The organism is Streptomyces sp. NBC_00820 (assembly GCF_036347055.1).
Classification (GTDB): Bacteria; Actinomycetota; Actinomycetes; order Streptomycetales; family Streptomycetaceae; genus Streptomyces.
Genome location: NZ_CP108882.1, coordinates 3,467,180 through 3,480,888 on the forward strand (window position 1 = coordinate 3,467,180; position 13,709 = coordinate 3,480,888).

Consider the following 13,709-nt stretch of genomic DNA (forward strand, 5'->3'; position numbering starts at 1 on the left):
GATGGCAGACCTGACGAAGAGCGCGGTCGCCGAACCACGGCGGACCGAACCGGAACCCGCACCCGCGTGGCCCGAGGACACCGCCCCGCTCCCGGAGCCCACCGAGCCGGCCACGGCGACGTCGGTTACGGCGACGGAGACGACTGCGGCTGTGACGGCGACGGCGACGGCGACGGCGACTGAACCCGACGCACCCGCGACGGAATCCGGCACGCCCACGCCGGAACCCGCTCCGCCCGCGACGGAACCCGGACCCGCGGCGCCCGGCGCCCGCAAGTCCGCGCTCGTCCGCCGGCGCCGCGCGGTGCTCGCGGTGGCGGCGTCGGCCACGCTGCTGTCCGTCGGTGGCCTCGGCGGAGCGATGCTGGTGAAGTCACCGGCCCAGGCGGCGGCCGACACCCGGGCACCCCGGGCGAGCGTCATCACCGCGACCGTGGCCTCCGAGCGGCTGGCCCGCACCGCGGTCCTGCGCGGCGACGTGACCAGCGGCGCGACGCTCTCCATCACGCCCACCTCGGTGGCGGACACCCGTGCGCTGGGCGGCGGGACCAATCCCGGCGGCATGGCACCCGTACTCACCCGGAAACTGGCGCACGTCGGCGACACGGTCGCGGCGGCCCGGCCCCTGGTCGAGTTCTCCGGGCGCCCGGTCTACGTGCTGCCCGGCAGCATCCCCGTCTACCGCGACATCCTCCCCGGCGAGTCCGGCCAGGACATCGCCCAGCTCCAGAGCGCGCTGGCCGGGCTCGGCCTGTACGACGGCGGCGACAAGCGCGGCTTCTTCGGTCCGGCGACCGGAAAGGCCGTCACCGCGCTGTACCACCGGATGGGCTACCCGGTGCCGGTCACCGGAGGCCAGGAAGGCGGCCAGAGCGGCCAGGCCGGCGAGAGCGGGCAGAACGGCGAGCCGGCCGGCGGGGGCGGCAGCACGAGCGGCCCCTTCGTACCGGCCTCCGAGATGGCGTTCGTCTCCTCGGTGCCGGTGCGGGTCATCTCGCTGCCGGCGTCCGTGGGCGACAAGGTGAACGGTCCGGCCGTCACCCTGGCCACCGGCGGCCTGAAGCTCACCGGCTATCTGGACCCCTCCTTCCACGGCCTGGTCAAGGACGGCATGAAGGTGCGGATCACCTCCGAGTCCCTCGGCCTGACCGCCTCCGGCACCGTGGCCTCGGTGGGCGCGCTGGTCACCCCCGGCGACAAGTCGGGCGCCCAGTCCTCCGACGGCGCGGCACCGGGCCAGGGCGCGGGAGGACTCGCCAACGGCGGGGTCCCGTACCTGCCGATGCAGATCACCCGGACCGGCAGCTGGGACAACCGGCTCGACGGCCAGAACGTGCGGATCACCCTCACCGCCGCGGCCACCACCGGCGCGGTCCTCACCGTTCCCGAGGCGGCGATCAACGCCGGCGCGAACGCCCGTACCAGTGTCACCGTGGTGGGGTCCGACGGATCCCAGCGCAAGGTGCACGTCACGGTGGGTGTGTCGGCCGACGGGCGGGTGCAGGTCACACCGGACGGCACGGCACGGCTGCGCGCGGGCGACCGTGTGGTGGTCGGCCAGTGAGTCAGACGAGTACGCCCGCTCCGGTGATCCGGCTGCGCGGCGTCGCCAAGACCTACCCGGGCGCCGTCGCCGTACACGCCCTGCAGCCCACCGACCTCGACGTGGAGCGCGGCGACTTCGTCGCCGTGGTCGGCCCGTCGGGTTCGGGGAAGTCCACGCTGCTCAACCTGATCGGCATGCTGGACCGGCCCTCGGCGGGCCGCTACGAGTTCAGCGGCACGGACGTGTCCGCCCTGCGGGAGCGGGAGCGCACGGCACTGCGCGGACGGAAGGTCGGGTTCGTCTTCCAGTCCTTCCACCTCCTCTCGCACCGCACGGCCACGGAGAACGTCTCCCTGGCCCAGCTGTACGTGACCACCGACCGCGGGGCGCGCGACGACCAGGCGGTACGGGCGCTGCGGACCGTGGGACTCGGCCACCGGCTGGACGCGCTGCCTCCCACCATGTCCGGCGGGGAACGCCAGCGCGTCGCCATCGCCCGCGCGCTGGTCAACCGCCCCGAACTCGTCCTCTGCGACGAACCCACCGGCAACCTGGACTCCGCGACCTCGGCGCACGTCATGAACCTGCTCGAAGAACTGCACGCGGCCGGACTCACCGTCGTCGTCATCACGCACGACCACGCGGTGGCCGAACGCGCCAGGCGCGTCCTGACCATCCGGGACGGCCGCATCCTCTCCGACACCGATCGGCGGGCGGCCGCGTGACCGTACGACCCACCGGGCGACTCGCCCGGACCCTGAGGCGCCCCTTCGCGCGGAACCGGCGCCCGGACCTGGTGCCGCCCTCACGGCTGCTCATCCGGGACATGTTCACCGAGTCGCTGGCCGGCCTGGTGCAGCGGCCGGGGCGTTCGGTGCTCACCATGCTCGGCACGGTGCTCGGAGTGGGCGCGTTCGTGGCCGTGCTCGGCCTCACCTCGACCGCCGCCGGCCAGATCAGCGCCTCCTTCAACGTCCTGCGGGCCACGACCGTGACGGTCGACGACGTCGCCCCCAAGTCCGGGGACGCGCCCGAGGTGCACTTCCCGGACGACTCCGACCAGCGAATCCAGCGGCTCAACGGCGTGGTGGCGGCTGGCGTGTGGTGGTCCGCGCCCCTGCGCAACCCGAAGATCGGCACCCAGCCGCTGCCTCCGAGCGACGACCCCGGCACCGGGGTGTCGGTGTTCGCCGCGTCTCCCGGCGCCCTGCGCGCGATGCAGCCGACGCTGCGGGCGGGCATCCTCTACAACGGGTTCCACCAGCGGCGCGGCGAACCCGTCTGCGTGCTGGGCAGCGGCGCGGCACGCGTCCTCGGCATCTCCCGGCTGGACAACCAGCCCGTCGTCTTCATCAACAACAGCGCGTACACCGTCGTGGGCATCATCTCCGACACGCAGCGCAAGCCCGAAGCGCTGATGGGCGCCATGCTGCCCACCACGACAGCGCTCAAGGCGTTCGGGGCACCGACCGACGAGCCCGCCGAGATGATCGTCCACACCCGGATCGGCGCGGCCCACCTCATCGCCCGCCAGGCACCCCTCGCGCTGCTGCCGGACCACCCCCGCCTGCTGCACGCCGCCGCGCCGCCCGACCCGCACGCCCTGCGGGACGCCGTGAACACGTCGCTGTCCGGGCTGTTCCTCCTGCTGGCGGCGATCTGCCTGGTGATCGGCGCGCTCGGCATCGCGAACACCACGCTGGTGGCGATCCTGGAGCGCACGGGCGAGATCGGCCTGCGCCGCTCGCTGGGCGCCCGCCCCCGGCACATCGCGGTCCAGTTCCTCACCGAGTCCACCACCCTGGGGACGCTCGGCGGTCTGATCGGTACGGCGATCGGGGTCTGCACGGTCGTCGCGGTCTCCCTGGTCCAGCACTGGACCGCGATCGTCGACCCGGTGACGGTCCTGCCTGCCCCGCTCGTCGGTTCCGTCGTCGGACTGCTCGCCGGCCTCTACCCGGCGCTGCGCGCCGCGCGCATCGAACCACTGGAAGCCCTGCGGCAGTGACCACCCGCACCGGTGACCGGGCCCCGCGCCCCGTCTCACCGGTGCGGACCGGTGCGCCCCGCCCCGGACGACACAAGCCACCCCGGACGAAGACGCCCCCGAACGACGGAAGGCGCCCCGAAGGACGCCTTCCCCGACCCCCGTGGGAGTCCGGCCCCGCCACCTACGGCAGGTTGCGGGCCATCACGATCCGCTGGACCTGGCTCCTGTACGCGGGAGTCCCGGAGAACGACGTGGCCGACTGGATGGGCCACGGCAGTACGAACGTGCTCAGGGAGCACTACCACTACATCTTCGAAGGGGCCGAGCAGCGCGGGCGAGCAGCCATCGCCACCATGCTGACGCCCGGCGCCGACGACCCCACGGAGACGTCAGACGTCGCCTGATCCTCGTACGACAACAGCCCCCGGCGCGATGCCGGGGGCTGTTGCGTTTGTGCTGGTCAGCGGCCCTACCCGGGCCGTCAACGACCCAGGATTCCCCCAGCATGACGTCCAGGAGCGGCCTTGATCGGACCGGAAGGGCAGCACGCCGAGAACGGCCTTCACGGCGCCTCAAAGTAGCTCTGACCTGCAAAAGCCCTGCTAGGGAAGGTTCCTTGCCATCACGATCCGCTGGACCTGGTTCGTGCCTTCGTAAATCTGAGTGATCTTCGCGTCCCGCATCATGCGCTCGACCGGGTAGTCACGGGTGTAGCCGTAGCCGCCGAGGAGCTGCACGGCGTCCGTGGTGACCTCCATGGCGACGTCCGAGGCGAAGCACTTGGCGGCGGCGCCCTGGAAGGTGAGGTCGCTGTCGCCGCGCTCGGACTTGGCCGCGGCCTGGTAGGTCAGGGCGCGGGCGGCCTCGATCTTCATGGCCATGTCGGCGAGCATGAACTGGATGCCCTGGAAGTCGGCGATCGGCTTGCCGAACTGCTTGCGCTCCTGGACGTAGCCCTTGGCGTAGTCGAAGGCGCCCTGGGCGACACCGAGGGCCTGGGCGGCGATGGTGATGCGGGTGTGGTCCAGGGTCTTCATGGCGGTCGCGAAGCCCGTGCCCTCCTCGCCGATCATGCGGTCGGCGGGGATGCGGACGTTGTCGAAGTAGACCTCGCGGGTCGGGGAGCCCTTGATGCCGAGCTTCTTCTCCGGGGCGCCGAAGGAGACGCCCTCGTCCGACTTCTCGACGACGAAGGCGGAGATGCCCTTCGAGCGCTTGGTGGGGTCCGTCACGGCCATCACCGTGTAGTACTCGGAGACGCCGGCGTTGGTGATCCAGCGCTTCACGCCGTTGAGGATCCAGTGGTCGCCGTCGCGGACCGCCTTGGTCTTCATGCCGGCCGCGTCCGAGCCCGCCTCCGGCTCGGAGAGGGCGTAGGAGAACATCGCGTCGCCCTTGGCGAGCGGGGCGAGGTACTTCTTCTTCAGGTCCTCGGAGCCGGACAGGATCACCGGCAGGGAGCCCAGCTTGTTCACGGCGGGGATCAGGGAGGAGGAGACGCAGGCGCGGGCCACCTCCTCGATCACGATGACCGTGGCGAGGGCGTCGGCGCCGGCGCCGCCGTACTCCTCGGGGACGTGCACCGCGTGCAGGTCGCCGGCGACGAGGGCGTCGAGGGCCTCCTGCGGGAAGCGGGCCTCCTCGTCCACCGCGGCGGCGTAGGGCGCGATCTTCGCCTCGACCAGCGAGCGGACGGCGTCACGGAGCATGTCGTGCTCCTCGGACAGGCGGTACAGGTCGAAGTCAGCCGATCCGGCCACGGTCTCTCACGCTCCAAAGACGCAGTGCTACTGACGCTAATTACCGTTAAGTAACTTCAATTTTAGAGGTCTGCCGGACTCACGCCTACGTGAGGTAGGCGACAGCGGGAAATTCCCCGGCTCCCACCCCGACTATGCTCGGGCACCGCATCACCGACGTCCACCTGCTGGAGCATCCATGAGCCTGAAGATCACCGTGATCGGAACCGGCTATCTCGGGGCCACGCACGCCGCGGCCATGGCCGAACTCGGTTTCGAGGTTCTGGGCCTGGACGTCGTGCCCGAGAAGATCGCGCTGCTGGAGCGCGGCGAGACCCCGATGTACGAGCCGGGGCTCGACGAACTGCTGCGCCGGCACGTGGCGGGCATCGAGGGCTCCTCGGGGCGGCTGCGCTTCACGACCGACTTCGCGGAGGTCGCGGCCTTCGGCGACGTCCACTTCGTCTGCGTGAACACCCCGCAGAAGCACGGCGAGTACGCCTGTGACATGAGTTACGTCGAGTCCGCGATCGCCTCGCTCGCCCCGCACCTGCACGGCCCGGCGCTGGTCGTCGGCAAGTCGACCGTGCCGGTCGGCTCGGCCGAGCGGCTGGCCGCCTACCTGGCCGAGCACGCGCCGGCCGGGGCGGACGCCGAGCTGGCCTGGAACCCGGAGTTCCTGCGCGAGGGCTTCGCCGTCCAGGACACGCTGCACCCGGACCGGATCGTGGTCGGCGTGCGCGGTGAGCGCGCCGAGAAGCTGCTGCGGGAGGTGTACGCGACGCCGGTCGGCGAGGGCACGCCGTTCGTGGTGACCGACTTCCCGACCGCCGAGCTGGTGAAGACCTCGGCGAACTCCTTCCTCGCCACCAAGATCTCCTTCATCAACGCGATGGCGGAGGTGTGCGAGGCCGGCGGCGGTGACGTGGCGAAGCTCGCGGAGGCCATCGGGTACGACGACCGGATCGGCAAGAAGTTCCTGCGCGCCGGCATCGGCTTCGGCGGCGGCTGCCTGCCCAAGGACATCCGGGCGTTCATGGCGCGCGCCGGCGAGCTGGGCGCCGACCATGCGCTGACCTTCCTGCGCGAGATCGACTCCATCAACATGCGCCAGCGCGGCCGGATGGTGGAACTGGCCCTGCACGCGCTGGGCGGCGGTTCGTTCCTCGGCAAGCGGGTCGCGGTGCTGGGCGCCACGTTCAAGCCCGACTCGGACGACGTGCGTGACTCGCCCGCGCTGAACGTGGCGGGCCAGATACACCTCCAGGGCGGCCAGGTGACCGTCTACGACCCGAAGGGCATGGACAACGCCCGTCGGCTCTTCCCCACGCTCGGTTACGCCGCCTCGGCGCTGGAGGCGGTCCGGGGCGCCGACGTCGTGCTGCACCTGACCGAGTGGCAGGAGTTCCGCGAGCTGGACCCGGCGGCGCTGGGCGAGGTCGTGACGGCCCGGGTGATCCTGGACGGGCGCAACGCCCTCGACCCGGAGCTGTGGCGGCGGGCCGGCTGGACGTACCGGGCGATGGGCCGCCCGGCCGCGTAGCGGTTCGGCGCACCCACCGCGGTCGGCGCGGTTGTCACTTCACCGGGGACGCCGGTTCGGCCGAGGCTCAGTCGGCCGAACCGGCGTCTTCCCGCATTCTGCACCACGGGACCGGGTGCCGGCCGCCGAACTCCCGGCGCCTTAACTCTCCTTGGCCCGGTATTGATCATCCGCCTCCCTGGGTAGGCCGGTTGCGGAAGGTTCCGGACCCCGAGGAGGAACTCATGGCTCTCGCCGAGCTCGGCGCCGTCGTCCTGGACTGTCCCGACCCGCAGGCACTGGCCGGCTTCTACGCCGGGCTGCTGGGCGGCACGGTGCAGGTCGAGAAGGACTGGGTGGACCTGAAGCTGCCCGACGGCCGGACGCTGGCCTTCCAGCAGGCGCCGGACTTCGTCCCGCCGCGGTGGCCGGCGCCGGACGGTTCGCAGCAGTTCCATCTGGACCTGACGGTGGCGGATCTGGACGTCGCGGAGAAGGCGGTGCTGGAGCTGGGCGCGCGGTCGCTGGACACGGCGGACAGGGCGCGCACCTGGCGGGTCTTCGCCGACCCGGCGGGACACCCGTTCTGCCTGTGCGCGGGCTGAGCGTGGACGCCTCCACGGCGCCCGTGGCCCGTTTCCGTTCCGTCGTGCTCGACTGCCCCGACCCGCTCGCGCTCGCCGGCTTCTACGCGGCGGTCGTGGGAGGCGCGCCCTGGGCCGAGGACGCGGACTGGGTCGTGCTCCAGGTCCCGGGCGGCCCACGGCTGGCCTTCAACCGGGAACCGGGCCACCGGCCGCCCGCCTGGCCGCGGGAGGGCGGCAACGCCCAGCAGCTCCACCTCGACCTCGACGCGGGCGCGACCTGGCAGGAGGTCGACGCCGCCCACGCGAGGGTGGTGGCGCTGGGCGCCCGTCCCCTGGACCTGGCGGACCGGGAGGCGAAGGACTTCCAGGTGTACGCGGACCCGGCGGGGCATCCGTTCTGCCTGTGCCGGATCGAGCGCCCCTGAGGCTCTGGCGGCCGGCCGCCCGCACACGCCTGCGGGGTGCGGTCGCCAGGGGCCTGTCCTCGGGATCTTGCCGGGGTTCTAGGGGGTGTCTCTTCGATCTTCGTGGATCAGGCCGCGGCGTCCGGTGCGGTGCCTCGGCGTGCGGCCGGATCGCCCTCGTACTGGGCGTACGTGGGCGATTCGGCCGTGCGGCGAGGTGCCGTGCCGGGCGTCGCGGACCCGCGAAGATCGGGGGAGACACCCCCTAGATCCTGCCGTCCAACTCCGTCATCCGTACCGTCGACGGATCCCGGCGGTGCTGTGCGGCCTTGGCGGCGAAGTCGGCGCTGCGGAGGACTCGCTGGGCGTTTCCCCAGGTCAGCAGGGACAGTTCGGGTTCGGACCAGCCGCGGCGGAGGAGTTCGGCGACGAGGTGGGGGTAGCGGGAGGCGTCGGCGAGGTCGTGGGGGTGGGTGGCGCCGGAGTCGTAGGTGCCGGACAGGCCGACGCACTCGGGGCCGGCGACCGAGCGGACGTGGTCGAGGTGGTCGGCGACGTCCCGGACGGTCGGGCCGGTCTGCTCGGCGGTCAGCGGCACCATGCACAGCCCCTTGGCCTCGCCCAGCTCGGCGAGCAGGGTGTCGGGCAGGTTGGCGGGGTGCGGGCGCAGCGCGGCGGCGGCGGAGCGGGTGCAGAGCACGGGGGTCCTGGAGACCGCGAGGGTCCGCCGGACGGTGGCCTCCGAGGCGCCGGAGAGGTCGGGGACGACACCGAGCCGGTTCATCTCCCGTACGACCTCCTCGCCGAACCGGCTGAGCCCCGCCGCGCCCGCCCAGGCGGTGCCGGTCAGGGTGAGGACGCGCAGGCCGAGGGTGCGCAGGCAGCGCAGGACGCCCAGGGAGTCGTCGAGCGCGGCGGCCTGGGCGGGGCCGAGGACGACGGCGACCCGGCCGCAGTTGCGGGCGTCGATGATCTGCCCGGCGGTGGTGCCCAGGCGCAGGCCCTCGGGGTGGGTGTCGATGACCGCGCGCGCCAGGTCGAGCTGGTCCAGGGCTGCGGTCAGCGCGCCGCCGGACGGGCTCTCGGGCTGGTGCAGCGACCAGAACAGGGCGCCCACATGGCCCTCGCGCAGCCGGGGCACGTCGGTGTCGACGGCAGTCTCGCCCGCTTCCAGGTCGTACTGGTTCAGGTGCCGCAGTGCCCACGGCAGCCCGCTGTAGCCGTCGGCGACGGGATGTTCCGCGAGCAGGGCGCGGGCACGCTCCAGGTCCTCGTCCCCGGCGCCTCGGTCGTGGGGCTCGGCCGGGAAGGGGTCGTCCGGCAGCTCACCGACCTCGGTCGTGGTGGGCAGGTCGTTCTGGAGGTCGGCCATGCGCGGGCTCCGTACGTCGTCGTGAGCTACGCCGTGCTCGGGGCGGGCGTAGGGCCACGGTCGCACGGAGCGTACGGATCCTTCCTGGCGAGTGGGGCGTTCGGGGGTACACGCGTCAGGGCTGCCCGGCCCGTCCGTCAGGGCTGTCCGGCCGCCTTGATGACCTCGTCCAGGGTGTCTCGGGAGCGCGCCAGGTCGGCGATCATGCGGTCGATGCGGTCGCGCTCGGCGGCGAGGTCGGCGACGAGCCTGGGGGTCGCGATCGCGGAGGGCCCGCCGTCCTGGTCGCGCATGCACGGCAGCAGCCGGCGGATCCTCTCGCTGTGCAGTCCGGCCGCGTACAGCTCCTGGATCCGGATGACGCGGTGGCCGACGCGATCGGCGCCGACCGGGTGGGGCTGCGGATCTCTCCCGGGAGCACGGTCAACGGCGTCCTGGAGGACGACACCGACGTCCTCTACCGCGTACTGGTGGCGCGGCTGAGGGGCCTGGACCTGGCCTACCTGCATCTCGTGCGCGCCGACCCGGACACCGGCGTCTACCGCCGTATCCGCGCCGACTGGCCCGGCGTCCTGATCGGCAACCCGGTCCTGGCCGGTCTCACCACCGAGGACGTGTCCCGGGCCGCCCGGGAGATGCTCGCCGCCGGGTCCGACCTGGTCGCTCTCGGCCGGCCGTTCCTCGCCAACCCGGACCTGGTCGCGCGGCTGCGTCTGGGCGCCCCGCTCAACCCGGTCCGGGACCGGTATCTGATGTACGTGGGCGGGGCGGCCGGCTACACCGACTACCCCGCCCTCGCCGGTCAGCCGTCGAGCGAGCCGAGCGTGGCGTTCGACGGGCCGCGCGTGCTCTGAAGGTCGCGGGCCACGTCCTCCGCCGCGCCCAGCACGCGGACCGAGTTCTGCCAGGTCAGCTTGGCCAGGTCGGCCCTGGACCAGCCGCGGTCCAGGAGTTCGGCGATCAGGTTCGGATAGCCGGAGACGTCGTTCAGGCCGTCGGGCGTGAACGCGGTGCCGTCGTAGTCGCCGCCGATGCCGAGGTGGTCGATGCCGGCGACCTCGCGCATGTGGTCGAGGTGGTCGGCGACCGTCGACACGGTGGCGATCGGACGGGGGTTGGTCTCCTCGAAGGCGTGGTGGAGCTTCATCGCCTCGGGCGTGGTGTCCAGGGGGTGGAGGCCGTGGGCGCGCAGGTTGGCGCCGGCCGCCGCCGTCCAGTCGACCGCCGCCTGGAGGATGAACTTCGGCACGAACGTCACCATCGCCACTCCCCCGTTGGCGGGCAGCCGCTCCAGCACGTCGTCGGGGATGTTGCGCGGGTGGTCGCAGACGGCGCGCGCGGAGGAGTGGGAGAAGATCACCGGCGCGGCGGTGGTGTCCAGCGCGTCGCGCATGGTGGTCGCGGCCACGTGGGAGAGGTCGACGAGCATGCCCTCGCGGTTCATCTCCCGGACGACCTCACGGCCGAAGGCCGACAGGCCGCCGACGTTCGGCTCGTCGGTCGCCGAGTCCGCCCACGCGTTGTTGTCGTTGTGGGTGAGCGTCATGTAGCGCACGCCCAGGGCGTACAGGGACCTGAGGACGGCGAGGGAGTCGTCGATGGAGTGGCCGCCCTCGGCGCCCATGAGCGAGGCGATACGGCCCTCGGCCCGCGCGGCCTCCATGTCGGCGGCCGTCAGCGCGGAGCGCAGCTCGGCCGGGTACCGGTCGATCAGCTGCCGTACGCAGTCGATCTGTTCGAGCGTCGCGGTCGCGGCCCCCGGCTGGTCGGAGGGGACGTACACCGACCAGTACTGGGCACCCACGCCGCCGGCGCGCAGCCGGGCCAGGTCGGTGTGCAGGTAGGCGCTCTGGTCGGTGTCGATGGAGCGGGCGTCGAGGTCGTAGGCGACCTGCTCGCGCAGGGCCCACGGCAGGTCGTTGTGGCCGTCGACGACGGGGAACTCACGCAGCAGGGCGCGGGCTTCTTCGAGAGAGGTCATCCGTGTCACTTCCCGAACCCGAAGCCGCTTGCACCCTCGACCTTGGACCGCAGGCGCTTGCCCTTCTCGGTGGCCTGGTCGTTCAGGTCCTGCTGGAACTCGCGCATCTTCTGCAGCAGCTCCTCGTCGTGCGCGGCGAGCATGCGGGCCGCGAGCAGACCGGCGTTGCGGGCACCGGCGACGGACACCGTGGCGACGGGCACACCGGCCGGCATCTGCACGATCGACAGCAGGGAGTCCATGCCGTCCAGGTACTTCAGCGGGACGGGCACGCCGATGACGGGCAGCGGGGTGACGGAGGCCAGCATGCCGGGCAGGTGGGCGGCGCCGCCGGCCCCGGCGATGATCACCTTCAGACCGCGCTCGGCGGCCTGCTCGCCGTACGTGATCATCTCGCGCGGCATGCGGTGCGCGGAGACGACGTCGACCTCGTAGGCGATCTCGAACTCGTCGAGGGCCTTGGCGGCGGCCTCCATGACGGGCCAGTCGGAATCCGACCCCATGACGATGCCAACAACGGGGGTCATTCTGTGATCGTGCCTCTCAGGTAGCCGGCTGCGTGACGGGCGCGCTCCAGCACGTCGTCCAGGTCGTCGCCGTAAGTGTTGACGTGCCCGACCTTGCGACCCGGCTTCACGTCCTTGCCGTACATGTGGATCTTGAGCTTGGGGTCGCGGGCCATGCAGTGCAAGTACGCGGAGTACATGTCCGGGTAGTCGCCGCCGAGGACGTTGGCCATGACCGTCCAGCGGGCGCGCGGGCGCGGGTCGCCGAGCGGCAGGTCGAGGACGGCGCGGACGTGGTTGGCGAACTGCGAGGTGATCGCGCCGTCCTGGGTCCAGTGGCCCGAGTTGTGCGGGCGCATGGCCAGCTCGTTGACGAGGATGCGACCGTCGCGGGTCTGGAACAGCTCGACGGCGAGGTGGCCGACGACGCCGAGTTCCTTGGCGATGGTCAGGGCCATCTCCTCGGCCTTGAGCGCCAGCTCCTCGTCGAGGCCGGGCGCGGGCGCGATCACGGTGTCGCAGACGCCGTTCACCTGCCGCGACTCGACGACCGGGTAGGCGACGGCCTGTCCGTGCGGGGAGCGTACGACGTTGGCGGCCAGCTCGCGGACGTAGTCGACCTTCTCCTCGGCGAGGACCGGAACGCCGGCGCGGAACGGGTCGGCGGCCTCCTCTGCGGACTCCACGACCCACACGCCCTTGCCGTCGTACCCGCCGCGGACCGTCTTGAGGACGACGGGGAAGCCGTCCCCCTCCGCCGCGAAGCGGACGACGTCCTGCGGATCGGCCACGATGCGGTGGCGCGGGCAGGGCACCCCGATCTCGGTGAGTCTCGCGCGCATGACGCCCTTGTCCTGGGCGTGCACCAACGCGTCGGGCCCCGGGCGCACGGGAATGCCGTCCGCCTCCAGGGCCCGTAGGTGCTCGGTGGGTACGTGTTCGTGATCGAAGGTGATCACGTCACAACCGCGCGCGAACTCGCGCAGCGTGTCGAGGTCGCGATAGTCGCCGATGACGACTTCGCTCACGACCTGCGCCGCGGAATCCTGGGGAGTGTCACTGAGGAGCTTGAACCTGATGCCCAACGGGATGCCCGCCTCGTGCGTCATACGCGCGAGCTGCCCCCCGCCGACCATGCCGACTACCGGGAACGTCACCCCCCTAGCGTATCGGCCGCGCCGACCTCCTCCGGAGCCCGTCCCGCTCGCATCCTCTTACCCGGCGCTTTCCCGGCTCTTTCCGATCAGTTTCCGGGAAGTGGTCAGGTCCACAGGCGGCGGCGGGATCACCTGGCTAACATGGCTTGGCTGACGAAACCTACGGACAGGAGCTGCACAGCCATGGAACGGCGTTCCTCGGGGCTGCAACGGCTCGTACGCGAGTTGGCCAAGTTCGGCGCTGTCGGCGGTGCCGGCGTCCTCGTCAATCTCGGCGTGTTCAACCTGGTCCGGCATCTCTCCGACCTGCCGGTCGTGCGCGCCAGCATCATCGCGACCGTCGTCGCGATCGTCTTCAACTACATCGGCTTCCGTTACTGGACGTACCGGGACCGTGAGAAGAGCGGCCGCACCCGGGAGCTCGTGCTGTTCCTGGTGTTCAGCGCGATCGGCCTGGTCATCGAGAACGGCGTGCTGTTCCTCGCGACCTACGGCCTCGGCTGGGACACGCCGCTGCAGAGCAACGTCTTCAAGTTCGTCGGCATCGGCGTCGCGACGCTGTTCCGCTTCTGGTCGTACCGCAGCTGGGTGTTCCGGACGACGCCCGCGCGGGATGCCGTCGCCGGCGGGGAAGTGGTCGTCGAGCAGGGGACGGCGGCCCGGCGGCAGTCCGTCGCACGGCAGCACAGGCGCCCCAAGCCCCGCCAGCGGGTCCCGTAGGCCCCCTTGGCCGCCTAGGTCCCGTAGGGCGTGGCCCCCAGGTCGCCCCTGGGTTCCGTAGGCCCTGACCCCAGGTCTTCCCTGGTTCCGTAGGCCTGCTGCCTCCAGGCCCCCCTAGGGGGCTGCCCCGGGAGCTTTGGGGCCTGTGAGTCCCTCCCGGAGGCTTCGGGCCGCGGGAGGCCGCC

At 72.0% G+C, this 13,709-nt stretch carries 14 protein-coding genes and 1 pseudogene; 9 read left to right on the top strand and 6 right to left on the bottom strand.

All coding sequences use genetic code 11. From position 1 onward, the window contains the following. The first annotated feature begins 1 nt into the window (after nt 1). From OIB37_RS15640 to OIB37_RS15655, 4 genes are all read left to right on the top strand, one after another. The gene (locus OIB37_RS15640) at nt 2–1,564 is read left to right on the top strand and encodes a peptidoglycan-binding domain-containing protein (protein ID WP_330458206.1); all 1,563 of its coding nucleotides are present in this window, start codon (nt 2–4) and stop codon (nt 1,562–1,564) included. Beyond that, complete coding sequence (locus OIB37_RS15645; protein ID WP_330458207.1) at nt 1,561–2,271, top strand: ABC transporter ATP-binding protein; 711 nt, start codon at nt 1,561–1,563, stop codon at nt 2,269–2,271. The genes OIB37_RS15640 and OIB37_RS15645 overlap by 4 nt, the downstream gene beginning before the upstream one ends. A gap of 101 nt (nt 2,272–2,372) precedes the next feature. Continuing rightward, on the top strand, nt 2,373–3,554 hold the full coding sequence (locus tag OIB37_RS15650) for an ABC transporter permease (protein WP_443058274.1): 1,182 nt from the start codon (nt 2,373–2,375) through the stop codon (nt 3,552–3,554). A gap of 173 nt (nt 3,555–3,727) precedes the next feature. After that, the gene (locus OIB37_RS15655) at nt 3,728–3,940 is read left to right on the top strand and encodes a hypothetical protein (RefSeq protein ID WP_330458209.1); all 213 of its coding nucleotides are present in this window, start codon (nt 3,728–3,730) and stop codon (nt 3,938–3,940) included. 198 nt (nt 3,941–4,138) lie between these two features. Here the strand turns inward: OIB37_RS15655 and OIB37_RS15660 are convergent, their stop codons facing one another. Continuing rightward, complete coding sequence (locus OIB37_RS15660; protein WP_330458210.1) at nt 4,139–5,296, bottom strand: acyl-CoA dehydrogenase; 1,158 nt, start codon at nt 5,294–5,296, stop codon at nt 4,139–4,141. 178 nt (nt 5,297–5,474) lie between these two features. Between OIB37_RS15660 and OIB37_RS15665 the strand changes: the two genes are divergently transcribed. The 3 genes from OIB37_RS15665 to OIB37_RS15675 all read left to right on the top strand — a co-directional run bounded on the left by OIB37_RS15665 (nt 5,475) and on the right by OIB37_RS15675 (nt 7,809). Then, entirely contained in the window at nt 5,475–6,818 is a 1,344-nt protein-coding gene (locus OIB37_RS15665; RefSeq protein ID WP_330458211.1) for a UDP-glucose dehydrogenase family protein, read from the top strand. A gap of 224 nt (nt 6,819–7,042) precedes the next feature. Further along, a complete protein-coding gene (locus OIB37_RS15670; protein ID WP_330458212.1) occupies nt 7,043–7,402 on the top strand; it encodes a VOC family protein in 360 nt (119 codons plus the stop codon). After that, the gene (locus tag OIB37_RS15675; RefSeq protein ID WP_330458213.1) at nt 7,390–7,809 is read left to right on the top strand and encodes a VOC family protein; all 420 of its coding nucleotides are present in this window, start codon (nt 7,390–7,392) and stop codon (nt 7,807–7,809) included. Before OIB37_RS15670 ends, OIB37_RS15675 begins: the two co-directional genes overlap by 13 nt. A gap of 244 nt (nt 7,810–8,053) precedes the next feature. On the opposite strand, the gene OIB37_RS15680 is transcribed toward OIB37_RS15675, so the two are convergent. After that, complete coding sequence (locus OIB37_RS15680; protein ID WP_330461861.1) at nt 8,054–9,160, bottom strand: dipeptidase; 1,107 nt, start codon at nt 9,158–9,160, stop codon at nt 8,054–8,056. Nucleotides 9,161–9,297: 137 nt separating this feature from the next. Then, nucleotides 9,298–9,570 (bottom strand): annotated as a pseudogene (locus tag OIB37_RS15685) (MerR family transcriptional regulator); the annotation flags it as partial. Here OIB37_RS15685 and OIB37_RS15690 point away from each other — a divergent pair. Then, nucleotides 9,553–10,014, top strand: coding sequence for a hypothetical protein (locus tag OIB37_RS15690; protein WP_330458215.1), 462 nt, complete (start codon nt 9,553–9,555; stop codon nt 10,012–10,014). The pseudogene OIB37_RS15685 and the gene OIB37_RS15690 sit on opposite strands and share 18 nt — an antisense overlap. On the opposite strand, the gene OIB37_RS15695 is transcribed toward OIB37_RS15690, so the two are convergent. The 3 genes from OIB37_RS15695 to OIB37_RS15705 are packed head-to-tail and all read right to left on the bottom strand — an operon-like array spanning nt 9,963 to nt 12,804. Continuing rightward, entirely contained in the window at nt 9,963–11,141 is a 1,179-nt protein-coding gene (locus tag OIB37_RS15695; protein WP_330458216.1) for a dipeptidase, read from the bottom strand. The two genes, OIB37_RS15690 and OIB37_RS15695, sit on opposite strands and share 52 nt — an antisense overlap. Before the next feature lie 5 nt (nt 11,142–11,146). Beyond that, entirely contained in the window at nt 11,147–11,668 is a 522-nt protein-coding gene (gene purE, locus OIB37_RS15700; protein ID WP_330458217.1) for a 5-(carboxyamino)imidazole ribonucleotide mutase, read from the bottom strand. After that, on the bottom strand, nt 11,665–12,804 hold the full coding sequence (locus tag OIB37_RS15705; RefSeq protein ID WP_330458218.1) for a 5-(carboxyamino)imidazole ribonucleotide synthase: 1,140 nt from the start codon (nt 12,802–12,804) through the stop codon (nt 11,665–11,667). The genes purE and OIB37_RS15705 overlap by 4 nt, the downstream gene beginning before the upstream one ends. 183 nt (nt 12,805–12,987) lie before the next feature. On the opposite strand from OIB37_RS15705, the gene OIB37_RS15710 reads away from it, so the two are divergent. Beyond that, on the top strand, nt 12,988–13,524 hold the full coding sequence (locus tag OIB37_RS15710) for a GtrA family protein (protein ID WP_330458219.1): 537 nt from the start codon (nt 12,988–12,990) through the stop codon (nt 13,522–13,524). Nucleotides 13,525–13,709 lie beyond the last annotated feature (185 nt).

What these genes read in the sequence shown, in the direction of transcription:
- OIB37_RS15640 (WP_330458206.1), top strand. Translation starts at nt 2, where the DNA reads ATGGCAGACCTGACGAAGAGCGCGGTCGCCGAACCACGGCGGACCGAA.
- OIB37_RS15650 (WP_443058274.1), top strand. Translation starts at nt 2,373, where the DNA reads ATGTTCACCGAGTCGCTGGCCGGCCTGGTGCAGCGGCCGGGGCGTTCG.
- OIB37_RS15665 (WP_330458211.1), top strand. Translation starts at nt 5,475, where the DNA reads ATGAGCCTGAAGATCACCGTGATCGGAACCGGCTATCTCGGGGCCACG.
- OIB37_RS15670 (WP_330458212.1), top strand. Translation starts at nt 7,043, where the DNA reads ATGGCTCTCGCCGAGCTCGGCGCCGTCGTCCTGGACTGTCCCGACCCG.
- OIB37_RS15680 (WP_330461861.1), bottom strand. Translation starts at nt 9,160, where the DNA reads ATGGCCGACCTCCAGAACGACCTGCCCACCACGACCGAGGTCGGTGAG.
- OIB37_RS15695 (WP_330458216.1), bottom strand. Translation starts at nt 11,141, where the DNA reads ATGACCTCTCTCGAAGAAGCCCGCGCCCTGCTGCGTGAGTTCCCCGTC.
- purE (WP_330458217.1), bottom strand. Translation starts at nt 11,668, where the DNA reads ATGACCCCCGTTGTTGGCATCGTCATGGGGTCGGATTCCGACTGGCCC.
- OIB37_RS15710 (WP_330458219.1), top strand. Translation starts at nt 12,988, where the DNA reads ATGGAACGGCGTTCCTCGGGGCTGCAACGGCTCGTACGCGAGTTGGCC.